Source organism: Streptomyces sp. ITFR-16 (genome assembly GCF_031844705.1).
GTDB lineage: Bacteria > Actinomycetota > Actinomycetes > Streptomycetales > Streptomycetaceae > Streptomyces.
This window is the reverse complement of record NZ_CP134609.1, coordinates 3,843,275-3,866,464: the sequence shown is the minus strand read 5'-3', so window position 1 is coordinate 3,866,464 and position 23,190 is coordinate 3,843,275. Positions and strand designations below refer to the sequence as shown.

Genomic DNA, 23,190 nt, shown 5'->3' with positions numbered 1-23,190 from the left:
TGGGGGGCAGTTCATGTCGGGCCTGGCGCTGCACGGGACGTCCGCGGGATCCGGCACGGGGGTGTCGGCGGCGAACGGGCTGCTCGTCCGGACAGGTCAGGACAGACCCAACGACGACCGCTGGGACTGACCTTCCCATCGGTTCTCCACGGACTCAGCCCATGCTCCCCGCGCCGGACAGGCGGGGGGCATCGCTGTGTACGGGGGCGGGCGCCGGCCGCCGGGCGGGCACCGCGATGGCGCTCAGCAGCACCCCGTCGCGCGCGGACCAGCGGCCGCTGAACACCGTGGGCCCCGCCGGGGAGAGCCCTTCGGGCCCCGGGATCAGCCGGGCGTGGAAGGTCTCCTGCGCGGCGTCCACGCTCACCAGCGCGTCGGTGAAGTCCAGCTCCTGGCCGGTCAGCGGGAACCAGGTCTTGTAGACCGACTCCTTGATGCTGAACAGCAGCCGGTCCCAGGCGATCTCCGGGGCCGACCAGGCCAGTTCACGGGTCCGGCGCAGCTCCTGCGGCAGGGCGATCGACTCCAGTACGCCGGCCGCGAGCGGAGCGTTTGGTTCCGCGTCGATCCCCACCGCGAGGAAGTCCCGCGTCCGGGCGAGCGCCACCCCGCGGAATCCCGCGCAGTGCGTCATCGACCCCACCACCGAGGGCGCCCACTGCGGGACCCCGCGCCGGCCCGGCAGCACCGGGGCCGGTGCCACCCCCAGCGCCCCCATCGCGCGCCGGGCGCACCACCGCACCGTGCCGAACTCCAGCCGGCGCTTGGCGACGGCATTGCGGATCAGGGACTCCTCCTCCGGGAAGAGGAACACATCGGCCGGGTCGGCGGTGGCCTCGGCGGTGGCGACGTTCGAAGGCAGGAGCTGGGTGAGCACGGCAGTCCTTCAGGTCGGGGCGTCGGGTGGACGTCTCCCACGCTCGCGCCGCCCCCACCGTCCCGGCCAGCGAAGACAGGGCCGCACGGCCGTTCCGGCCCGTCCCGCCCGCGGTTTCTCCCAGCCCGCTGCCATCCGCCGCACGCTCCCCGCCCCGCCGGGGTGCGCCCTGCCACCGGCCGCGGCGGGCCTTGCCATCTCCTTGTCATGTCCGGGGGCCCGGAGCCGCCGCCAACTGAGGGGTCCGGGAGGGGTGTTCGCCGCCCGGCGGCCCGTCCAGCCTGGGTGAATGGCGCACGGAAACCTCATGGGCATCAGCGACCTCCACGTCGCATTCCCGGAGAACCGCCGGATCGTGGCGGAGCTGTATCCCGACAGTCCCGCCGACTGGCTGATCGTGGCCGGTGACGTAGGGGAGTCGCCCGACGATCTGCGGTGGGTGCTCGATTTGCTGACGCGGCGTTATGCCACCGTGATCTGGGCGCCGGGAAACCATGATCTGTGGACTCTTCGCGAAGATCCCGTGCCCCTGCGTGGAGACGCGCGCTACCGGCGATTGGTCGAAATCTGTCGGTCGTACGGCGTGCACACCCCGGAGGACCCGTACCCCGTCTGGTCGGGACCGGGTGGCCCGCTGGTCGTGGCCCCGCTCTTCCTGCTGTACGACTACACCTTCCGCACACCCACCGCCGCCACCCGGGAGCAGGCGCTGGAACAGGCCTACGAGGCCGGCGTCGTGTGCACCGACGAGTTCCTGCTGCACCCCGACCCCTACCCCTCGCGCGAGGCCTGGTGCCGGGCCAGGGTCGCCGCCACCGAAGAGCGCCTGGCGGCCTGCGACCCCGAGCTGCGCACCGTGCTGGTCAACCACTTCCCGCTGGTCCGCACGCCCACCCGGATCCTGCGGCACCCCGAGTTCGCCCAGTGGTGCGGGACCGAGCTCACCGCCGACTGGCACACCCGCTTCCGGGCCGCCGCGGTCGTCTACGGCCATCTGCACATCCCGCGCACCACGTGGTACGACGGTGTGCGCTTCGAGGAGGTCTCCGTCGGCTACCCGCGCGAGCGGCGCCACCAGGGGCGCGCCACGGTCGCCCCGCGCCGCATCTTCCCGGCCGCCGCCGGGGATTGCTGACTGGCAGCTTCCGGCCACCGGGAGGACCGGATCCCGGCCTCTAGAGTGATCCTGGACCGTTTCTCACGCACAGCTCGATCGGTCCTGAATCCGATTCGCGTTCCCTTTTCTCTTCGAACGCGCGGAAAGTCGGTACGGGGGGATGGCATGGTTTTGTTCCGTCGGGCGGAGGAAGTCTCTCTTCTGGAAAAGCTGATCGAAGGCTGCGGAGAAGGGAATTCCGGATTAATTCTTGTCGAGGGTGCGGTCGGCTGCGGGAAGAGTGAATTCCTGGAGACCGTCGCCGTGAATGCGGAGAAACGCGGCGCTCTCGTGCTGCGCGGTATGGGCACCGCCGACGAAAGGCGGCACCCGCTCGGAGTGCTGCGCCAGCTGACCGCCGACGCCCCGGCCGGTGCGCTGCCGGCGCTCCCGTCCTCGCCCGCCGAGGCGGGCCGGGTCGGAGCCATGCGGGAGTTCGCCTCGGCCGTGCGCGAGCTGAGCACCACCGCACCGGTGGTCATCTGCGTGGACGACCTGCACCACGTCGACGAGCTCTCCGGCCGCTATCTGCTGCACCTCACCCGGGGCACCCGGCAGGCCAAGGTGCTGCTCGTGGTCACCGAGTCCGTCCACGAGCACGGGGACGACCCGCTGCTGCGCACCGAACTGCTGCGGCTGCCCCACTTCGTACGGCTGCGGCTGGAGCGCTTCACGCACGAGGCGGTCCGGGCGATGCTGCCCGAGCGCCCCGAGGGCGAGACCGCCCGGCTGCACCGGGCGAGCGGCGGCAATCCGCTGCTGCTCCGGGCCCTGCTCCAGGACCCGGCGGCCCGGCCCGGGGAGGCCTATGCCCAGGCCGTACGCGCCTGTCTGCACCGCTGCGGACCGGCCACCGGGGAGCTGACCGGGGCCATCGCCGTACTCGACTCCCTGGCCACGGCCTCCTTCACGGCCCGGCTCTCCGGTGCCACGGAGACCGCCGCCGCCCGGGCGCTCACCGCCCTCGCCGCCGCCGGCCTGCTCACCGCCGGGCCCGGCGGGGGCTTCTGCCACCCGGCCGCGCGGGACGCCGTGCTCGAAGGGATGGAGCCGGACGCCCGCCGGGCGCTGCACCGGGAGGCCGCCCTGCTGGCCCGGGCCCACGGCGCCCCCGACACCACCGTCGCGGCCCAGCTCCTCGCCGCACACCACACCGACGAGGACTGGGCCCTGCCCGTCCTGCGCTCGGCGGCCGACCAGCACGCGGCCGACGGCGCGCTCGACGAGGCCACCGCCCTGCTGCGGTTCGCCCGCGAGGGGTGCCCGGACGAGACCTGCCGCGCCGAGGTGAGCGTCCGGCTCAGCGTCGTCACCGGGCGCACCGACCCGGCCGCCGCCGAACGCCGGCTGGCCGAACCGCTGGCCGCCCTCGCCGCCGGCCGGCTGGAGCCGCGCGCGCTGGGACCGCTCGCCCGGGCCCTGGCCGCGCAGGGCCGCATCGACGAGTCGACCGAGGTGCTGGAACGGCTCGCGGCCGGCGAGGGCCGCCACCCCGGCGCCGAGCGCCGGCACGGGGACATCCCCGGCGACGACCCGCTCGACGGCCTCTCGGCGTTCCCGCAGTGGGGGGCCACCGGCCGCCGCTGCGCGCCCGTCGAGCCCGGCGGGCACCCGGTGGGCCGCGCCGTGCGCGGGGCCGTCCACCCCGCCGCGCTGTGGGCGCTGCCCGCCGAGGCGGAGGAGGGGGCCGCCGCGCAGGCCGCCGAACTCTTCCTGCGCGGGGCCACCCTGGCCGAGGGCATGGTGGAGCCGACCGTGCAGGCCCTGCGCACCCTGCTGTACCTGGACGGTGCCGAGCGGGCGCTGCCCTGGTGCGAGGCGTTCGCGGACCAGGCGGCGGCGCGCCGCGCCACCGGCTGGCAGACCGCCTTCGCCGGGCTGCTGGCCGAGGCCCGGCTGCGGCTGGGCGATCTCACCGGCGCGGTCGCCACGGCCGAGTCCGCCCTGTGCGCGGCGCCCGCCCGGGGCGGCGTCCAGCTGTGCGCCGTCACCGCGACCCTGGTGCGGGCGTACACCGCGATGGGCCGGCCCGAGGCGGCGGCCGCCGTCCTGAGCCGCCCGGTCCCCGCCCAGCTCACGGGCAGCATCCACGGTCTGGCGTATCTGCGGGCCCGGGGGCACTACGCCCTGGCGACCAGCCGCTTCCACGCGGCCCTCGGGGACTTCCTCGACATCGGCCGCCATATGAAGCGGTGGGGTCTGGACCGGCCGAGGGTGCTGCCGTGGCGGGCGGACGCGGCGGAGGCGCTGTTCCGGCTGGGTGAGACCCATCAGGCCGACCGCTTCCTCGCCGACCAGCTCACCACCCGGGACGCCAACGACCCCTGGGTGCGCGGGATGTCGCTGCGGCTGCGGGCGTCCCTGCGCGAGCCGAAGGAGCGGCAGGCGATGCTCACCAAGGCGGTGGACGACCTGCACCGCTCCGGCGACCAGTACGAACTGGCGCGGGCGATGGGCGACTTCGGCCAGGTCCTGCGGGTCCTGGGCGAACCCGCGCGGGCGGCCATGGTCAACCGCAGGGCCTGGCACGTGGCGAAGGAGTGCGGGGCCGATGCGCTGTGCGTGACGATCCTGCCCGGCCACACCGGCGAGGCCCCTGAGGCGGCCGCGGCGGCGGGGGCCCCGCAGGCCGATCTCGTGGCGAGCCTCAGCGAGTCGGAGAAGCGGGTCGCGCTGCTGGCCGTGCACGGCCACACCAACCGGGAGATCGCGCAGAAGCTGTACATCACGGTGAGCACGGTGGAGCAGCACCTCACCCGCGTCTACCGCAAGCTGGAGATCCCGGGCCGCCAGGCCCTCCCGGTCGACTTCCACCTGGGGGTCGCCGAGTTCATCTGAGCCCATGGCAAGGTCATGGCAAGCCCCGGCCGGTCCCGCCCGGCCATGGCAGGCAACTGGTGCCCCAAATCCCCTCCTTTGCCGCGTCCCGCGCCGCCGGTCCGCCGAGGTGGTTCGCGCCCGGCGGGTCCTGGAAGGTCGGTCCTGAGGCCGTAGCCCACCAGGGAGGGCACCATGACCACCACACCCACGCACGACCAGCCGGGGAGCGCGGCGACGCCCGGCCAGGTGCGCGACGCCATGCTCGACCGGGTCGAGGAGCGTCTCGCCCGGCTGCTCGCCGACGAGGGCCGCAGCCGCCGCACGGCCGATCCACGCAGCGCCGTGCTGGTGGCGGGCGTGGCGGAGCTGGTGCAGGCCGGAGCCGAGCGGGCCCACCCGGTCATCTGCCTCACCGGGTATCTCGCGGCCGGCGGCGACCCGGCGGGCGAGGACGTGGTGGCCGCGTCCGTCGCGCTCGAACTCCTCGACACCTGCCTGATGATCCGGGACGACGTCAGGAACAACGCGACCCTGCGCCGCGGCATCCCCACCCTGCACATCAGCCACGCCGCCGAGCACGAGCGCAACGGCTGGAGCGGGGAGTCCCGCCGCTTCGGCGAGGGCACCGCGGTCCTCGCGGGCGATCTCGCCCTCGCGTACGGGGACCGCTTCGCGGCCCGGCTGCCGTACGACGCCTGGCAGTTGTGGGACGGGCTGCGCACCGAGCGGGCCATCGGGGCGCACGCGGAGGCGGCCGCCGCGACCGAGTACCTCGACGACGCCTGGCCCGGCCAGTGCCTCGACGGCTGCGGCAGCGGCTGCGGCGCGGGCTGGTACGGGCTGCGCCACGCCCTGCTGATCGGGGCCGCGCTCGCGGGCCGGGACGACCTGCGCGAGACGTACGAGGAGTACGCCCGCGCCCTGCACGGGGCCTGGCGGATCCGGGGGTTCCTGCGCGGCGGACCCGGCTTCGACGGCGATGCCCAGTTCCTGCGGGACATCTTCTTCGACGCACGGGCCCGGGAAACCGCCGAGGAGACCATCGCCGGGCTGCTCGAACGGGCCGACGCGGCGGTGGCAGCCGCGCTCGTCACCCCCGGCTGGCGCACCGAACTCACCGCCTTCGCCCGCCGGGTGGCCGGCTGCGAGCAGTGAGGCCGCGCGCTACTCCGGGGCCGGGCGCGGGGTGCCGGGGTGGAGGCGGAGCAGCCAGCTGCGCAGGGCGGCGCGGCGGAGCCGGCCGTGCTCGTCGCGGGGCAGTGCGCCGACGATCTCCAGACGCGTGGGCAGAAACGCTTCTGCAACGCCCAGCGAGGTCAGGTGCTCACGCAGCTCGGCCGGGCCCGGCGGCCGGTCCCAGGCCACCGGCACCACCACCGCGCACGGCAGCTCCCCGTGCTCCGGATCGGTGTAGGCGACCACCGCCGCCTCCCCCACCCGGGGGTGCGTGAGCAGGCCCTCCTCCACCTCGGCGACCGGGACCATGAAGATCGCCCCGGTCCGGGTCCCCGCCCTGGCCAGCACCCGGAGCCCGCCGCCGGGGTCCGCCGTCGCCAGGTCACCGGTGTCCAGCCAGCCGTCCCCGTCCTCCCAGGTCGACACCGGGGCCGGGGAGCCGTGCCGCCAGGTCGCCAGGGCCACGGACGGCCCGCGCACCCGCAGCGGGGCGGCGGCCGAGCCGTCCTCGGCGGACACCTCCAGACCGCGCAGCAGCCGGGCGCCCCCGGAGGCCGAGAGGGCGCCCATGCCCAGCTCGGGCGCCCCCCACGCGGACAGCACCGGCACCCCGAACACCTCCCGCAGTTCGGCCGCGAGCGGCTCCGGCGTGCTGGTGCGCCCGCCCGAGAGGACCAGCCGCAGCCGCTCCAGCTCCCGGGGCCGCTGCCGCTGGACGGTGAGCAGTTCCGCGAAGTACGCCGGTTCCGCGTAGACCTGGTCGACCCCCGCCTCCGCCATCAGGTCGAGGCACCGGCCCGGGTCCCAGACGTCCAGATGGACACCGGTCCCGCCGACCGCCAGCGGCCAGCACACGGAGTAGATCAGCGAAGCCAGCGAGGTCAGCGGCAGAGTGCTGAGGAACACCTCGCCGGGCCGCTGCCCCGGACCCTGCGGATGGTCCTGGGCGGAGATGTTGGCGTACAGCGTGTCGGGGGAGTGCAGCACCGAGGTGTAGGAGTCCCGCAGCCCCATCACGCTGATCAGCAGGGCCGGCCGGTCCGCCTGCCCGGCGGGCCCTCTGCCGCGCCGGCCGGCCGCGGTCCGCTCGTGCGGGGTGCGCGCGAAGTGCTCCCCGAAGTCGACCGCCCCGGTCGCCGCCGCGTCACCCAGCACCACGCGGTGGCGCAACCACGGCAGCTCCGGGGCGAGTTCCGCCAGCGCCTCCGCATGCGCGAAGCCCTCCCAGACGTCCGGCACCACGCACACCCGGGCCCGCGTCCCGTCCAGGATCCGGCGCAGCCCATGGGCCCGCACGGTCGGCAGGACGGGCACCGCGACCGCCCCCGCCCGCAGGCAGGCCAGGGTGAGGGCCGTCGTCTCCCACCAGTTCGGCAGCTGGTAGGCCACCGGATCGCCCGGGGCCACCCCGAGCGAGGCCAGCGCACCCGCGAACCGGTCCACGTACAGGGCGAGCCGGCCGTAGGTCACGGTCACCCGGCTCCGGCCGGGCGGGCGCAGCACCCGCTCCGAGACGATGGCCGGCCGCTCCGGTGCGCAGGCCGCCGTGCGGTAGAGGTCGTCGAGGAAGGTCTCCTCGCGCCACCAGCCGGCCGCCCGGAACCGCTCGACGACGGGGACGGGTGCGGCCAGCGCCGTCACCCGGCGCTCGGCCGTCCCCGTGCCGTGGGTCAGGCCCATCGCCCCACCGCCCCGGCGACCTGCACCCGCGAAGTGCAGCCGAGCCGCCGCATCACCTGGCGGACATGGTTGACCACGGTCCACTCCGAGATGTCCAGCCGGGCCGCGATGTGCCGGTTGGTCAGCCCCTCCGCCACGAGCAGTGCCACCTGGGCCTGGCGCGGGGTGAGGGACTGCGCCCCGGCCGCCGCCCCGCCTGCCGGGCGCCGCGAGGGCGCGGACGCCGACAGCGCCTCGGCCACCGCCGTCGGCGCGGACATCCGCACCCCCTCGGCCCATGCGGTGGCGAAGTCGGGCCAGTCCAGCCGCGAGCCCAGTTCCGTACGGGCCCGCTCCGCCTTCGAGCGCCACTCCTGCGGGACCTCGGCGCCGGTCCGCCGGCGCAGGACGTCCGCCGCCGCCAGCAGCCGTACGGCACGAGGCCGCTGCGCGGGCTGGGTGCGGAGCAGCAGCAGCGCGAACTCCTCCAGGGCGCCCGGGAGTTCGGTCCGCTCGTCGATGGCCTCGTACAGCCGCAGCGCCTCCCGCAGCGCGGCCTCGGCCCGGTCCGGCTCCTCGCCCTCCAGCGCCATCGCCGCCCCGGCCCGCAGCGCGCCGGCGAGCCCGCGTCCGTCCCGGATCCGGCGGAAGGTCTCCTCGGCCCGCTCCAGTGTCTCCAGCGCCTTGCGGCGGTCGCCCTCGGCGTGCAGGGCGGCGGCGAGCGCGACCGCCGCCTCGGCGGTGCCGCCGGTGACGCCCATCGCGGACAGCGCGCCGAACGCGGTGACCAGCACGCTCCGCGCCCCCGGGGCGTCGCCGGACCGCAGCAGGGCCGCGCCCAGGCCGACGGAGGCGAGCGCGTTCTGCCGGCGGTCCCCCACGCTCTTGCCGAGCGCGAGCGCCTGCCGGTGCCGGCGCACGGCCTCCTGCGGGTCACCCAGCGCGAGCGCGAACACCCCGGACTGATCGGCCAGCCGGGCCCGCAGCGCCTCCGGGAGCTGCTGCCCCCGCCCCTCGGCCACGGCGTCGCACCACTCCAGGCCCTCCCGCAGCCGGCCCTGCGTCAGCCAGGGCAGCCGGCAGCCCAGCACCAGCGCGGTGGCTGCCTCGCCGTCGCCCCGCTCGTGCAGCCGCCGCAGGGCCGCGAGCACATTGGCGCTCTCCGCCGCCGACTCCCGCAGCAGCCGGTCCTGGCCGGTCCCCGCGAGCCCGGGCAGGGCTGCGGCCACCAGCCGGCGGTAGCGCTCCGCATGCGCGTCGCGCTCCGCGTCCGCGCCGTCGCCGGCCGGCCCGCCGAGGGCGTGGGACCGTACGGGTTCGGGCACGGCCAGCCGCAGTTCGCCCTGCTCCTGCCCGACCGCGGCGAGCAGCCCCCGGTCCAGCAGCGGTTCGATCCCCTCCTCGTCGGTGAGCCCGGCGGCGGCCAGCCCGAAGCCCGGCTCGTACACCGCCAGCCGCCCCAGCAGGGCACGCGCCCCGGGGTCCAGGCCCCGGCAGCTCCACTCGGCGAGCGCGCCGAGCGAGCGGTGCCGGGCGGGCGCGTCGACCGGACCGCCCGCCAGGACCGTCGTGCTGCCGCGCAGCCGGGCGGCCAGCAGATGCGGGGGCAGCAACCGCAGCCGCCGCGCGGCGAGTTCGAGGGCGAGCGGCAGACCGCCGAGCAGCGCGCAGATCTCGGTGACGGCCGCGCTGTTCTCCAGGGTCAGCGCGAACGACGGGTCGGCGTCCCGGGCCCGGCGCACGAACAGCGCCACCGAGGCCACGTCGTGCGGTGCCTCGTCGGTGTCCTCGCCGGGCACGGGCAGCGGCGCCAGGGGCAGCAGCTGCTCCCCGTACACCCCGAGCGGTTCCACGGCGGTGGCCAGCACCACCACGCGCGCGTCCTCGGCGAGGGAGACGGCGGCCCCGGCGGCGGCCGCGCGCGCCTCGTGGTCGCAGCCGTCGAGCAGTAGCAGGACGCGTCCTCCGCCGCCGCCCCCGGTGAGCTTCCGGACGAGCGCCGGCAGTGCGTCCGGCCCGGCACCGGCCGCCTCCGCCGCGTCCACCGCCTCCACCCGCTCGAACGCGTCGCCGAGCTTCCGTACGACCTCACGGGCCAGCCGGGTCTTGCCCACCCCGGCCCGCCCGGTGAGCGTCAGCAGCCGCACCGGGGAGAGCGTCAGCCGCTCCCGCAGCGCGGCGGCCTCGCGCTCCCTGCCGATGAGTGCCGTGTCCGGGCCGAGCGTTACCGACATGGTTCTCCGTACACAGGACGAGGAGCGGCGGCCCCGGTGAAGGGGCCGCCCTGATGGATCCGCCAGAGCCCGGGCCGTATCTCCACGGCCCCGAATCCCGGCCGCCCGTCCCCGGCCCCGGCCTCCAGCGCCCGCAGGGAGCGCCGGGCGTACCGCTCCAGCCGGGGGTCGCCGAGCGTGCCGGCGAGCCGCAGACACGCGTCGAACCAGACCCGGGCCGCCGCCGGGCCCTCCTGGGCCAGGGCGACCAGGGCCCGGACCCGGTGCGCCTCGTAGCCGCCCCGGGCGCTGCCGGGCGCGGACAGCGCGGCCAGCGCGGGTTCCAGCAGTCCGGCCGCCTCGTCGGCCGCCCCGTCGTCCAGCAGCAGTTCGGCCAGGCCCACCAGCGCGTGGCCCGCCTCCTCCTGGGCACCGGACTCCCGGGCCAGCACCAGGGCCCGGCCGAACAGCTCCCGGGCGTCCTGCGACCGCCGGTAGCGCCAGGCGAGTTCGGCGAGCGAGCGCAGCATCCGGGCCTGCGCCGGGCGGTCCGCGCCCCGGCGGGCGGCGTCCAGCGCCAGGATGTAGCAGGCCTCCTCGGCCGCCGGGTCCTGCTGCGCCGCCCCGGCCAGGGCGTCCGTCAGCCGTACGGCCAGCCCCCACAGCCCGGCGTCGTAGGCGGTGCGGGCCAGCCGCGCGAGACCGGGCCCGTCCGGCTCGGCCGCCGCACGGCGGGCCTGCCCGGCGGACCCCGCGTACGCCTCGCACACCCGGCGCGCCGCCGCCCGGACGGTCTGAGGCGGCTCCTCGCCGGCCAGCCGCTCGGCGGCGAGCAGCCGCAGCAGTTCAGGGATCCGCCAGCCGTCGCGGTCCGCCTCCACCAGCCGGTCGTCGGCCAGGGCTTCGAGGGCGGCGAGCGCGCCGGACTCGGTGAGGCCGAGCGCGGCGGCCGCCCGGCCTGCGCCGAAGCGGCCCGGCGGCAGCAGGGACAGCAGCCGCAAATCCCGCCGCCGCTCGGCACAGCAGCTCTCGTACGCCGCCGTGAGCCGGGCCCGTACGTCCATGTCGCCGGTGCGCAGCGCGTCCAGCCTGCCGTCCTCCGGGCGCAGCCGGGCGGCGAGCGTGTCCGGGGTCCAGTGCGGCCGGGCCGCGAGCTGGGCGGCGGCGGCCCGGACGGCGAGCGGGAGCCATCCGCAGAGCCCGGCGACGTCGGTGACCGTGTCCGGGTCGACGCGGTCGCCGCGGCGGTCGTCGCCGTGCGCGTCGAAGAGGCGGACGAGGCGGCGCGGTTCGGGGCGCCAGGGCCCCAGGAACACGGTGCGGAGCCCCGGAAGTCCGGCCGGGACCCGGCGCGCGGTGAGCAGCACGGCATGGCCCAGCGGCAGCAGCGGCCGGACCGGGGCCTCGGAGGTCACCCCGTCCACGACCAGCAGCGCCCGCCGGTCCGGGTCCCGGGCGGGTGCGGGCCGGGGCAGCCGCCCGCCGCCCGCGAGGTCCAGGAAGTGCACCCCGCCGGGGAAGGCGTCGGCCACCCGGTGCGCGGCCTCGACCGCCAGCGCCGTCTTGCCGGAGCCCGGACCGCCCGTCACGGCGACCGGCTCACCGCCGGAGGCCGAAGCGGCGCGCAGCAGGCGTTCCACCGAGGCGAGTTCGTCCGCGCGGCCCGTGAACCAGGGGTCGGCGGCCGGCAGCGCGTCCATGCCGGTGGGCCCGGCGCCCGGGGTGAGCCGCTCGGATCCGCCGGGCCGGGCCAGTTCGGGATCGCCCGCCAGGACGAGCTGCTGGAGCCTGCGGGAGCGCGGGCCCGGTTCGATGCCGAGCTCCTCCACCAGGGTCTGCCGCAGCCGCGTGAACACCCGCAGCGCCTCCGCCTGCCGCCCGCACCGGTACAGGGCCACCATCAGATGGGCGTGGAACTCCTCGCGCAGCGGATACTCGCCTGCCAGCTCGTGCAGTTCCGCGACGAGTTCGCGGTGCATCCCCAGGTGCAGTTCGGCCCGGACGCGTTCGTCCAGCGCGGTGGTGCGGGCCTCGGCCAGGCGCACGGCCGCGCCGTCCAGCAGCGGCCCGTGCGGGATGTCCGACAGCAGGGGGCCCCGCCACAGGGCGAGCGCGCGCCGCTGGAGGTCGGCGGCGGCGGCGAAGTCCGCCTCCAGCAGGGCCTGGTGGCCGCGCCGGGACAGCTCCTCGAAGGCCGTGCTGTCCAGTTCGTCCGGCGCGACCCGCAGCAGATAGCCGGGGCGCCGGGTGACCAGCGCCTCCCCGCCGTGCCGGGGATCGGCGGTACGCAGCGACTTGCGCAGATGGGACACGTACACCTGGAGGGTGGTCGTGGCGGTGCGCGGCGGCGCGTCCGGCCACAGCTCGTCGACGAGGCTGTCCACCGACACGACCTCGTTCGCCCGGACCAGCAGCGTCCCGAGGACGCCGCGCAGCTTGGCGGCCTGCGGGACGCCCCCGCTGACCTCCAGCGGGCCCAGGATCCCGAAACGCACGGTGTCCACGCGCTCAGTAGTCCTGGACCACGGAGGTGCGGGCCTCCGCGACCGCCCACCGCTGCTGCGTCAGCGTCAGCGTGACGGGCACCGTCGGCCGCCCGTCGGCGTCCCGGTCCAGCGGACCGGCCACCGCCACACAGCGCAGCGGCAGATCGCGGGCCGCCTGGCCCCGGAAGTGCACCTGGCAGGCCCCGAGGGTGCTGCGGGCCGGGTCGAGCCCGTGCGCCCGGCCCGCCGTGAGCAGGGAGGTCTGGCGCAGCGCCTCCAGCAGGTGCAGCCCCGAGAACTGCCCGTCCGGGTCGTCGAACACGGGGCTGACCTGCGCCGAGAGGACCCAGGTGCTGAGCCGGCCGCGCGAGGCGTCGGTGGGCTCGCTGATCACCACGTTGGCGTCGGCGTAGCGGCTCACCTCGCCGGCCCCGGCCGGGCGCGGGGGAGCGTCGGGCGCGTCGTCGAGTTCCGGGACGGCGCGCATGGCCTGCCGGGCGTGCGCCACGTGCTTGCGGTACAGCTTCGGCATGAGGAAGACCATCCCGGCCGAGCCGACGGCACAGGGACGTCCGTCGATCCGCACGTCGAGATGGAAGTCGAGCCCGCGCGGCACCTCGGCGACCACGTTCGCGGGCCGGGCCCTGATGCGGGTCTCCATGAGCACGGGCCGGGCGGCCGAGGGGTCCGTGCGCCAGGCGGAGAGATCGGTGAGGTCGAGCGCGAACCGGTAGAAGAGGCCGGGACGGTCCTCGGGCACGCCGAAGTAGCGGTGGCCGACGAGTTCACCGATGTCGCGGACGGTCCCGGTGGCGATCTGGGGGTCGTGGAAGTGGCCCGGGCCGTCGTTGAGGAGCGGGTGGGAGACGGGCGTCTCGCCGACGAGAGTGAAGTGCTCCTCACCGAGGCTGGGCGCATCGAGGGCGTAGTAGGACCGCGCGGACGGACGGTGGATCAGGTGCTGGGCGGTCCCCGCGCCCGCAACCGCTGTCGCATGTCCGTGGATGGCGGGAGCCGAGGTCGTGCGGTTGTCGACTGTCATGTCCCTCTCCTTCTCTCGGCACATGGTGGAGCGGCCTGACAAGCCCCAGCCACCCGTCCCCGATGGCCACAAGGTGCATGGCAGGAAGGTGCGTGCTGTTTGCGGCAGGCCCGGCCGGCATCCGCGCGGCCGGCTTAAGCGGCATCCATGCGGGGGCGGCCATGCTTCACCCCGACAGCCCCGCCGAGGACATCCCCCGCTCTCGGCGGGGCTTTCGGAGGGAGGACACCCCGATGGCCATCACCGACACCGGCGGCGACCGGCCCGCCGCGCCCGGCGCCCCCGCCCCGGCACCCGGCGGGCCGACCCGAGGGCTGCGGCTCGGCTATGCCTCGGGCGCGCTCGTCACCGGAACGTTCACCACCCTGCCGGGGCTGCTGCTGCTCCCCTATCTCACGGACACCCTGGGCGTCGGCGCCGCGCTGGCCGGGGCGGTCGTCTTCGTGCCCAAGGCGTGGGACGCCGTGCTCAACCCGCTCGTCGGCCGCGCCAGCGACCGTACACGCACCCGCTGGGGCTCCCGCCGCCCGTACGTGCTCGGCGGAGGGCTCGCCATGGCCCTGGCCTTCGCCCTGACCTTCGCGGGCCCGCTGCCCGGCACGGCGGGCGCCTGGTGCACCGCGGTCGGCTACTTCCTGACCGCGACCGCCTTCGCCTTCTTCCAGGTGCCGTACGCGGCGATGCCCGCCGAACTGGCCGACCGCGAGGAGGACCGGGTGCGCCTGGTCGCCGGCCGGGTCGCCGTCATCGGGATCGCCGCCCTGGTCACCGGCGCCCTCTCCCCGGTTCTGGTCGACGCGGGCGGGGGCGGGCGCGCAGGTCACCGCTGGGCCGGACTGTTCGGCGCCGCGGTCATCGCCCTCGGCGCGCTCTGGGTCTTCGCCGGCACGGCCCGCACGGCGAGCGGAACGGCCCGTGTGCCCTCCGACGAGCCCACGCTGCGCGCGCAGTTCGCCGCCGCCCGCGCCCATCCGCCGTTCATGGCACTGCTGCGCTGCGTGGTCGTCCAGTCCGTCGCCACCGGCGTCCTGCTCGCGGGCGCCCCGTACTTCGCCCAGCACGTGCTGCACGACTCCTCGGGCATCGGCGCCCTGGTGGCCGCGTTCGTCGCCCCGAACCTGCTCACCATGCCGCTGTGGTCACGGCTGCGCGGCCCGCGCGGCTACACGATCGCCTCCGCGCTGTTCGCCACCGGCTGTCTGCTCTTCCTCGCCTCCCCGGTCCTGCCGCAGGGCGCGGTGCTGCTCAGCATGGCGCTGGCCGGGACCGGTCACGCGGGCCAACTGCTCTTCCTGTACGCCATGCTGCCGGACTGCATCGCCCGCGACACCGCCCGCACCGACCACCACAGGGGCGGCATCCTGTCCGGGGTCTTCACCACCGGCGAGGGCCTGGGCGTGGCCCTCGGCCCGTTCCTCTACGGCCTGGTGCTCCAGCTCTCAGGCTACGTCTCCTCCGGCACCGGGCACGCCGCCGAACAGACCACCACGGCCCAACTCGGCATCCTGGCGGGCTTCGGAGCCCTCCCCGCCCTGGCCACCGGCATCGCCGTGCTGCTCCTGCGGGGGTACGACCGCCCCTACTGAAGCCCCCTAGGCCACGAACACGGGTAGGCGCGCCCCCGCGCCCGCAGCATGATGGGCACGGTCATGACGCGCGCATCGGGGGGTGGCTTTCGTGACGTACACGCGGGACCGGCACACGACCCAGGCCGGGTTCGGACCGGAGTTGCGCGAACGGGTCGCCCGGGCGCTGGCCCCCGACCCGTCCCTCGTGGTCCGCACCGGGACGTACGTCGTGGACCCGCCCTTCTTCGGCGACGGCGACATCGGCCGGCTCGCGGTCTGCGGCGCCGTCAACGACCTGGCCGCGACCGGCGCCGAACCCCGCCATCTGGCCCTCGGCTTCGTGCTGGAGGCCGGACTCCCGCTGGACCTGGTGCACCGGCTGACCGCCTCGGTGCGCGCCGCCGCCGACGAGGCGGGGGTCGCCGTCGCCGCCGTGGACACCAAGGTCGTCCGCGCGGGCGAGGCCGACCGGGTCTTCGTCACCGCGACCGCGTTCGGGGAGCGCGGCGGACCGCCGCTGGAGCTGGCCGCAGTCCGCCCCGGCGACAGCATCGTCGTCACCGGTCCGCTGGGCCATCACGCGGCCCATCTGCTCTCCCTGCGCGACGGGCTCGGTTACGAACACCACGTGCCCAGCGACTGCGCCCCCCTCGGCTGCCTCCTGCGCACCGTCCGGGCCGACATCCGCCACGCCCGTCCGGTGGCCGACGGCGGACTCGCGGAGGTCCTGCGGCTGAGTGCCGGGGGACGCGGGCTGACCCTGCGGGTCGACGAGGACGCGCTGCCCGTGCGGTACGAGGCGCGGGTGGCCCTCGCCACCCGAGGCCTGGCCCCGCTGGACGCGGCCTGCGCGGGCTGTCTGTGCCTGTTCGTCCCGCCGGAGCGCACCCCCCGGGTCCTGGCCGCCCTGCGCGGACACCGGTACGGGCGCCATGCCGCCGTCGTCGGTCAGGTGACCGACGACGCCCTGGGCGACGTCGAGTTCGTCACCCGGGACGGCGTCCGGCCCCGCGCCCCCAGCGCGGGGCCGCTCCCCGAACGCCTCCTGTGACCGGGTGCGGACGCCCGGTTCAGCCGCGTTCGGCGGCGGGGGCCGGGGCCGCCACCGTCGGGCGTTCCGGGAGGACCGGGCGGCGCCTGACCGGCAGGCCCATGGTCGGGTTGGCCACGCCCCAGGCCGCGCCCTTGCAGATCAGCTCCTTGTAGAGGGCGGCGGCCCGGCCCTTCAGCGTCGCGTTGAGCGAGCGGTCGTCGGCGGTGACGTACTGGATCAGTCCCTCCTTGCGGCCCAGCGAGACGCACTGGTTGAAGTAGCGCAGCGGGGCGTGCGGGAGTTTGGTGCCGGTCAGGCGGGCCGCGATCGAGTCGGCGGCCTGCCAGGCGGTGGGGCCGCCCGAGGCGCAGGACATCCGCAGCGGCTTGTCGCCCGGCCCCATCGCCAGGGCCGCGTCGCCGATCGCGTACACGTCGGGGTGGGAGAGCGAGCGCATGGTGCCGTCGACCACGATCCGACCGGTCCCGGTGACCTCCAGCTCGGTGGCCGCCGCGATCGGGTGGACCGCGAAGCCCGCGGTCCAGACGGTGACGTCGGCCGGGAGGGAGGTGCCGTCGGCGGTGACGACCCGGCCGGCTGCGACCTCGGCGACGGCGGTGTTCTCGTGCACGGTGATGCCGAGCCCGGCGAAGACCTTGCGCACATGTGCGCGGCCCTTGGGCGAGAGCCAGTCGCCGAGGCCGCCGCGGGCGGCGAGGGTGACGGCGAGGTCCGGGCGGGCCTCGGCGAACTCGGCCGCGGCCTCCAGACCGGTGAGGCCGCCGCCGACGACGACCACCGACTGCCCGGCGCCCAGCCCGGCCAGGCGCTCGCGCAGCCGCAGCGCCCCGGGGCGGCTCGCGATCTCGTGGGCGTGCTCCGCCGTGCCGGGGACGCCCTGCGGGTTCCAGCCGCTGCCGAGGGCGTAGACGAGGGTGTCGTACGCCAGCTCCTCGGGGCCGTCCGCGCCCTCGACGGCGACGGCCTTGCGGGTGACGTCGACGGCGGTGACCCGGGCGACCTTCAGCTCGACGCCGGTGCCCGCGAACATCGCGCGGAAGGTGCGTGGGGTGAGGTCCTGGCCGGTGGCCAGCTGGTGCATGCGGACGCGCTCGACGAAGTCGGGCTCGGCGTTGACGAGGGTGAGGGACACGTCGTCGCGGCGCAGCCGCTTGGCGAGGCGGCCCGCGGCGATGGCTCCGGCGTATCCGGCTCCGAGGACGATGATGCGGTGCTGCATGTGCCTGCTCCTGTCTCGCGCGGTTTCGCCCCTTGAACCGGACAGCCCGCGGTTTCCTGACAGGAGTGCGATGTGACCTGGGTCACATCGTGCTCAGTAGGCGCTGAACAGGGGCTCTCCGTGGTCGCCGGCCGCCCAGCGCCTGGTCGCCCGGTCGAGCTTGTCGGGGTTGACCTGGTTGAGGAAGGCGGCGATGCCCTCGGTGGTGACCTCCACGCACATCACGCCGATGACGCGGCCGTCGACGACGGCCAGCACGGCGGGCGCCCCGTTGGCGGTCGTGACATGGATGTCCGGCGAGCCGCCCGCCAGGGCCAGCTTGGCCTTGCTGGGCTTGAACAGACCCCGCATGAAGGTGGCGACCGCGCGGGCGCCCTCGAACGCCTTGGCCCGCGCCGGGACCTTCCCGCCGCCGTCGCCGACCGACACGGCGTCCTCGGTCAGCAGCCGTACGAGCGGCTCGGTCCGGCCGCTGGTGGCGGCCACCAGGAACTCCTCGATGACCCGCCGGGCGGCGGCCTCGTCGACCTCGGTGCGGGTGCGCCCGTCCGCGATGTGCTTCTTCGCCCGGTGGTACACCTGCTGGGCGGCCGCCTCGGTCAGGTCGAGGATGTCGGCGATCTCGCGGTGCGGACAGCCGAACGCCTCGCGCAGCACGTACACCGCGCGCTCGTTCGGGGAGAGCCGCTCCATCAGGGTGAGGACCGCGTAGGACACCGACTCGCGCTGCTCGGCCGTGTCGGCGGGGCCGAGCATCGGGTCCCCGGCGAGCAGCGGTTCGGGCAGCCACTGCCCGACGTACGTCTCGCGCCGGGCGCGGGCCGAGGTGAGCTGGTTGAGGCACAGATGGGTGAGGACCTTGGTCAGCCAGGCCTCCGGGACCTCGATCCGGTCCACATCGGCGGCCTGCCAGCGCAGGAAGGTGTCCTGCACGGCGTCCTCGGCCTCGCTCGCCGAGCCGAGCAGGCGGTACGCGATGGCCTCCAGACGGGGCCTGGCAGCCTCGAACCGGTCCACGTCCTGTGCGGTCAGCATGGCCCGGATCCTAATGCCCGGTGTCGGTGCCCGGCCGTAGGGTGGCGGCACAGGCACGGCGGTACGGGAGTTCGCGCATGGCATGGCAGTGCACCGGTCTGCGGTGGCCCGAGGAGTCCGGCCCGCCCGTCCTCGGCTGGCGGCAGGGCTCCCGGACGCGGGGCAGCGCGCTGGCCTACGGCACCGAGCTGGGCTTCCGGGCCGCCGGTGAGCGGCACTGCTCCGGGGCCCGGGGGAACGTCTGCCCGCTGGCGGCATCGGTGCCGGCCCGCAGCACCGGCGGGCGCTGCCCGGAGTGCGGGCGGCTGGACCGGGCGCACTCGGTGGCCGCCGACACGATCCCCGACGACCCCCGCACCTACCGCGTGTACCTCGCCTGGTTCGGGCCCGGGATGGTGAAGGTCGGGATCACCGCCGAGGAGCGGGGCGCGGCCCGGCTGCGGGAGCAGGGGGCGGTGGTCTTCAGCTGGCTGGGGCGCGGGCCGCTGATGGCGGCGAGGCGGGCCGAGGAGGTGCTGCGGGCCGCGCTCGGGGTGCCGGACCGCATTCCGTACGCGCGCAAGCGGGCGGTGCGGGCGGAGCTGCCGGATGCGGCCGTCCGGGGCGCCGAGGTCGCGGAGCTGTACGCGAAGGCCGCGGCGCTCGAAGGGCGCGGCTGGCCGGAGGCGCTGGAACGGCTGCCGTTCGGGGCCGTCGACCACACGGGCATCTTCGGGATCGGCGGGGCGGCCGGCGCGGCGAAGGCGGTGACCGGGCTGGTGGACGGGGGCGCGGTCGCGGGGCGGCTGGTCGCCGCGGCGGGGCCCGATCTGCATCTGGACACGGGCGCGGACGGGGTCGTGGTGGTCGACACCCGGCTGATGTCCGGCTGGGCGCTGACGGCGGCCGGTGCGGGGGCCGGGGCCGGGGTGAGCGTGCCGACCGTCGCCGTCGGGGGCGGCGCCGCGCAGGACGGGCTGTTCTGAGATCGTCGGGGGCGGGCGGCGAAGGGAGCGGGTCCGATGGACGACGAGCGCGACGACGTGGTGCGGTTCTGGCAGCGGCTCGGGCTGCCCGGGATCATCGATGTCCACACCCACTTCATGCCGGAGCGGGTGCTGCGCAAGGTCTGGGCGTACTTCGACTCCGCCGGCCCGCTGACCGGCACGGAGTGGCCGATCACCTACCGGCGCGACGAGGACGAACGCCTCGCGCTGCTCCGCTCGTTCGGCGTCCTGCGCTTCACCTCGATGCTCTACCCGCACAAGGCCGGCATGGCCCCCTGGCTGAACGGCTGGGCAGCGGAGTTCGCGGCCCGGGTGCCGGACTGCCTGCACACCGCGACGTTCTTCCCGGAGGAGGGCGCACGGCGGTATGTGGCCGAGGCCGTCGAGGCGGGGGCGCGGGTCTTCAAGGCGCATGTCCAGGTCGGGGCGTACGACCCCAACGACCCGCTGCTGGACCCGGTGTGGGGGCTGCTGGCCGACGCGGGCATCCCGGTCGTGACGCACTGCGGCTCCGGCCCGGCGCCGGGGAAGCACACCGGGCCGGAGCCGATCGCCCGGCTGCTGGCCCGGCACCCCCGGCTGCCGCTGGTCGTGGCGCATCTGGGGATGCCGGAGTACGCGCGGTTCCTGGCGCTCGCGGAGACGTATCCGCAGGTCAGGCTCGACACGACGATGGCGTTCACGGACTTCGCGCAGAAGCTGAGCCCGTTCCCGCCGGTGGAGCGCGGGCGGCTCGCGGCGCTCGGGGACCGCATCCTGCTGGGCACGGACTTCCCGAACATCCCGTATCCCTACGCCCACCAACTGCACGCCCTGGAGCGGCTGGACCTCGGCGACGACTGGCTGCGGGCGGTCTGCCACGACAACGCGAAGGCCCTGTTCGGCCGCTGAGCCGGCTTTCTCAGGGAATTCACAGAATCGGGAAAGAACTCTCTCAGAGGCGTCTCACAGGGTGGGGACATGACGACGACCTCGCCCCTGGGGCGTACCGAACTGCTCAGGCCGGACCGGACCCCCGTCCGGGTCCTGGTCGTGGACGACGAGGCCCCGCTGGCCGAGCTGCTCTCCATGGCGCTTCGTTACGAGGGCTGGGAGGTGCGCAGCGCGGGCGACGGCGCGGACGCGGTCCGCACGGCCCGCGAGTTCCGGCCCGACGCGGTGATCCTCGATGTGATGCTGCCCGACACGGACGGGCTCGCCGTCCTCGGCAGACTGCGCCGGGAGCTCTCCGACGTCCCCGTGCTGTTCCTGACCGCGCGCGACTCCGTGGAGGACCGGATCGCCGGGCTCACGGCGGGCGGCGACGACTACGTCACCAAGCCGTTCAGCCTGGAGGAGGTCGTGGCCCGGCTGCGCGGGCTGATCCGGCGCTCCGGCACGGCTGCGGTCCGCAGCGAGTCGACGCTCGTCGTCGGCGACCTGACCCTGGACGAGGACAGCCACGAGGTGAACCGGGGCGGCGCCAACATCCACCTGACCGCGACCGAGTTCGAGCTGCTGCGCTTCCTGATGCGCAATCCGCGCCGGGTGCTGAGCAAGGCGCAGATCCTGGACCGGGTCTGGAACTACGACTTCGGCGGCCAGGCCAATGTCGTCGAGCTCTACATCTCGTACCTGCGCAAGAAGATCGACGCGGGCCGGTCCCCGATGATCCACACCCGGCGCGGGGCGGGATACCTCATCAAGCCCGGTGAGTAGGGCCGTGCGGCGGCCGTGGACGCTGCGGACCCGGCTGGTGTTCTCGGCGGTGACCCTGATCGCGGTCGTCGCTGCGGTGATCGGCTCGGTCACCACCATCGCCTTCCACACGTACATGTACGGCAAGCTGGACGACCAGCTGCGCGACATAGCGGTACGGGCCGACTTCGGGCCCGGCGGCGGTGCGCGGCTGCCCGGCGTCCCGGGCGACAAGGACCCGCTCGGATTCATCGGCGGGGGCGGCCAGCCCTTCAACACCTTCGGCGCGCTCGCCTCGGACGGCGAGGTCACCGAGTCGGCGGTCGCGAAGGACAACGGGCCGGGCGCCAAGGAGACCACCGAGCCGCTGACCGCCGCGCAGGAGGCCGCCCTGGAGTCGGCCGGTGTCACCGCCGACGGCAAGGCGCACGACGCCGACCTCCCCGGGCTCGGCGGCTTCCGGGTGCGGGCGGTGCCCAAGGACGACGGCACGACCGTACTCGTCGGCATCCCCACCGCCGAGGTGAGCCGGGCGCTGACCACCCTGATCCTCGTCGAGGTCTGTGTGACCGCCGCCGGGCTCGTGGCCGCCGGGATCGCGGGCGCCGTCATGGTCGGCGTCGCCCTGCGGCCGCTGCGCCGGGTCGCCGCCACCGCCACCCGGGTGTCCGAACTCCCGCTGCACAGCGGTGAGGTGGCGCTCTTCGAACAGGTCCCGGCCGCCGAGGCGGACCCGAGGACCGAGGTCGGCCAGGTGGGCGCGGCGCTCAACCGGATGCTGGGCCACGTCGGTTCGGCCCTGGACGCGCGGCAGAAGAGCGAGATGCGGGTCCGCCGGTTCGTCGCCGACGCCAGCCACGAGCTGCGCACCCCGCTCGCCTCCATCCGGGGCTACGCCGAACTCACCCGGCGCGGCCGGGAGGACACCGGCCCCGACACCCGGCACGCGCTGGGCCGCATCGAGTCCGAGGCGGAGCGGATGACGGGCATGGTGGAGGATCTGCTGCTGCTCGCCCGGCTGGACGCGGGCCGCCCGCTCTCGTACGAGAGCACCGATCTCTCGCCGCTGGTCATCGACGCGGTGAGCGATGCCCGGGTCGCGGCCCGCACCGCCGCCCCGGAAGGACCCGGGCCCGGCCCGGTCCACCACTGGCGGCTCGACCTGCCCGAGGCGCCCGCGACCGTACGCGCCGACCCGACCAGGATCCAGCAGGTGCTGGTCAATCTGCTGGCCAACGCGCGTACGCACACCCCGCCGGGGACCACGGTCACCGTCCGGGTGCGCGCGGACGGCGGGAGTCCCTGGGTGACCCTGGAGGTCCGGGACGACGGGCCCGGCATCCCGCCCGAGCTGCTGCCGCACGTCTTCGAACGGTTCGCGCGCGGGGACGCCTCGCGCTCCCGGCACGCCGGCTCGACGGGGCTCGGCCTCGCGATCGTCCAGGCGGTGGTGACGGCCCACGGCGGCGCGGTGGAGGTGCGGTCGGCCCCGGGCGAGACGGTGTTCGCGGTGCATCTGCCCGCGGAGCGGGTCCCGCACGCTGTGCCGGCGCCGGCCGGTACCGCCGGCTGAGAAGGGGGGCCGGCCGCCCCGGCCCGCGCTCCCCCGTGCGGTGGAGGCGGATCATCATGCGGTAGGACGTGCCGGGCCGGGCGGTGCGGGAGATTCGCAGCATGACGACGGATCCCGCCCCGACCGCATCCCCCGTGCCGCCGCCCCCGCGCTGGGCCGTGCGAGCCGCCCATGTCGCGGCCTGGTCGACCGTGCCCTCCGGGGTGTGGCGCGTCGCGCTGGTGCTCGGGGTGCCGGTCGGGGTGATGGAGCGGGAGGAGTTCCTCGCCGCCTTCCCCCGCCACTCCCCGCTGATCGCCCTGGCCTACGTCCTGCTGATCGGCGCGGTCGCGGAAGCCGCCTCGTATCTCACGCTGGGCCTGGTACGGCCCTGGGGAGAGGTGGTGCCGCGCTGGATTCCGCTTCTCGGCGGCCGCACGGTCGACCGCAGGATCGCGGTCCTCGCCGCTTCACTGGGAGCCTTCGCGGTCGTCCTTCTGTGGTGGGTCCTCTTCTTCGGCGGACTGCTGACCTCCCCGAGCCCGGCTCCCGGCGTCTCCGCCGGCGAAGTCCTCTTCGTCGCCGCCTACGCGCCGCTCCTGTTGTGGGGCCCCCTGCTGGCGGCGGTGACCTGGTCCTACCACCGGCGGCACCAGGTGTGTGCGTGAAT

Annotated in this window: 17 protein-coding genes; 10 read left to right on the top strand and 7 right to left on the bottom strand. The window is 75.6% G+C overall.

Going from position 1 to position 23,190, the window contains the following annotated elements; genetic code table 11:
- Positions 1–154: 154 nt before the first annotated feature.
- A complete protein-coding gene (locus RLT58_RS17235; protein WP_311311268.1) occupies positions 155–877 on the bottom strand; it encodes a 4'-phosphopantetheinyl transferase family protein in 723 nt (240 codons plus the stop codon).
- Between the two features lie 289 nt (positions 878–1,166).
- Here RLT58_RS17235 and RLT58_RS17230 point away from each other — a divergent pair, with 289 nt between their 5' ends.
- From RLT58_RS17230 to RLT58_RS17220, 3 genes are all read left to right on the top strand, one after another.
- The gene (locus RLT58_RS17230) at positions 1,167–2,012 is read left to right on the top strand and encodes a metallophosphoesterase family protein (protein WP_311311267.1); all 846 of its coding nucleotides are present in this window, start codon (positions 1,167–1,169) and stop codon (positions 2,010–2,012) included.
- 147 nt (positions 2,013–2,159) lie between these two features.
- Positions 2,160–4,871, top strand: a complete 2,712-nt coding sequence (locus RLT58_RS17225) for a helix-turn-helix transcriptional regulator (protein WP_311311266.1) — start codon at positions 2,160–2,162, stop codon at positions 4,869–4,871.
- Positions 4,872–5,045: 174 nt separating this feature from the next.
- Positions 5,046–6,008: a polyprenyl synthetase family protein gene (locus tag RLT58_RS17220; RefSeq protein WP_311311265.1), complete on the top strand. Its 963-nt coding sequence runs from the start codon at positions 5,046–5,048 to the stop codon at positions 6,006–6,008.
- A gap of 9 nt (positions 6,009–6,017) precedes the next feature.
- Here the strand turns inward: RLT58_RS17220 and RLT58_RS17215 are convergent, their stop codons facing one another.
- The 4 genes from RLT58_RS17215 to RLT58_RS17200 are packed head-to-tail and all read right to left on the bottom strand — an operon-like array spanning position 6,018 to position 13,429.
- Positions 6,018–7,709: an AMP-binding protein gene (locus RLT58_RS17215; RefSeq protein ID WP_311311264.1), complete on the bottom strand. Its 1,692-nt coding sequence runs from the start codon at positions 7,707–7,709 to the stop codon at positions 6,018–6,020.
- Entirely contained in the window at positions 7,700–9,922 is a 2,223-nt protein-coding gene (locus RLT58_RS17210) for an ATP-binding protein (RefSeq protein WP_311311263.1), read from the bottom strand. The genes RLT58_RS17215 and RLT58_RS17210 overlap by 10 nt, the downstream gene beginning before the upstream one ends.
- Positions 9,913–12,405 carry an AfsR/SARP family transcriptional regulator gene (locus RLT58_RS17205; protein WP_311311262.1) on the bottom strand — a complete coding sequence of 831 codons (2,493 nt, stop codon included), beginning with the start codon at positions 12,403–12,405 and terminating at the stop codon, positions 9,913–9,915. Before RLT58_RS17205 ends, RLT58_RS17210 begins: the two co-directional genes overlap by 10 nt.
- A 4-nt stretch (positions 12,406–12,409) precedes the next feature.
- Positions 12,410–13,429 carry an AfsA-related hotdog domain-containing protein gene (locus RLT58_RS17200; protein ID WP_311311261.1) on the bottom strand — a complete coding sequence of 340 codons (1,020 nt, stop codon included), beginning with the start codon at positions 13,427–13,429 and terminating at the stop codon, positions 12,410–12,412.
- 233 nt (positions 13,430–13,662) lie between these two features.
- On the opposite strand from RLT58_RS17200, the gene RLT58_RS17195 reads away from it, so the two are divergent.
- Both RLT58_RS17195 and RLT58_RS17190 read left to right on the top strand, forming a co-directional pair.
- Entirely contained in the window at positions 13,663–15,015 is a 1,353-nt protein-coding gene (locus RLT58_RS17195) for an MFS transporter (protein WP_311311260.1), read from the top strand.
- A 91-nt stretch (positions 15,016–15,106) separates the two neighbouring features.
- Positions 15,107–16,048 carry an AIR synthase-related protein gene (locus RLT58_RS17190; protein ID WP_311311259.1) on the top strand — a complete coding sequence of 314 codons (942 nt, stop codon included), beginning with the start codon at positions 15,107–15,109 and terminating at the stop codon, positions 16,046–16,048.
- A gap of 19 nt (positions 16,049–16,067) precedes the next feature.
- On the opposite strand, the gene RLT58_RS17185 is transcribed toward RLT58_RS17190, so the two are convergent.
- Together RLT58_RS17185 and RLT58_RS17180 are read right to left on the bottom strand one after the other, a co-directional pair.
- Positions 16,068–17,270: an NAD(P)/FAD-dependent oxidoreductase gene (locus RLT58_RS17185; protein WP_311311258.1), complete on the bottom strand. Its 1,203-nt coding sequence runs from the start codon at positions 17,268–17,270 to the stop codon at positions 16,068–16,070.
- Between the two features lie 93 nt (positions 17,271–17,363).
- Positions 17,364–18,305: an RNA polymerase sigma-70 factor gene (locus RLT58_RS17180; protein ID WP_311311257.1), complete on the bottom strand. Its 942-nt coding sequence runs from the start codon at positions 18,303–18,305 to the stop codon at positions 17,364–17,366.
- A gap of 77 nt (positions 18,306–18,382) precedes the next feature.
- Here RLT58_RS17180 and RLT58_RS17175 point away from each other — a divergent pair, with 77 nt between their 5' ends.
- The 5 genes from RLT58_RS17175 (at position 18,383) to RLT58_RS17155 (ending at position 23,188) form a co-directional block, all read left to right on the top strand.
- On the top strand, positions 18,383–19,270 hold the full coding sequence (locus tag RLT58_RS17175; RefSeq protein WP_311311256.1) for a DUF2797 domain-containing protein: 888 nt from the start codon (positions 18,383–18,385) through the stop codon (positions 19,268–19,270).
- 36 nt (positions 19,271–19,306) lie between these two features.
- On the top strand, positions 19,307–20,182 hold the full coding sequence (locus tag RLT58_RS17170; protein ID WP_311311255.1) for an amidohydrolase family protein: 876 nt from the start codon (positions 19,307–19,309) through the stop codon (positions 20,180–20,182).
- Between the two features lie 69 nt (positions 20,183–20,251).
- Positions 20,252–20,989 carry a response regulator transcription factor gene (locus RLT58_RS17165; protein WP_311311254.1) on the top strand — a complete coding sequence of 246 codons (738 nt, stop codon included), beginning with the start codon at positions 20,252–20,254 and terminating at the stop codon, positions 20,987–20,989.
- Positions 20,990–20,993: 4 nt separating this feature from the next.
- Positions 20,994–22,541 (top strand): sensor histidine kinase, encoded by a 1,548-nt coding sequence (locus tag RLT58_RS17160; RefSeq protein WP_311314542.1) that lies wholly within the window; start codon positions 20,994–20,996, stop codon positions 22,539–22,541.
- 101 nt (positions 22,542–22,642) lie between these two features.
- Positions 22,643–23,188, top strand: coding sequence for a hypothetical protein (locus RLT58_RS17155; RefSeq protein WP_311311253.1), 546 nt, complete (start codon positions 22,643–22,645; stop codon positions 23,186–23,188).
- The last annotated feature ends 2 nt before the right edge of the window (positions 23,189–23,190 follow it).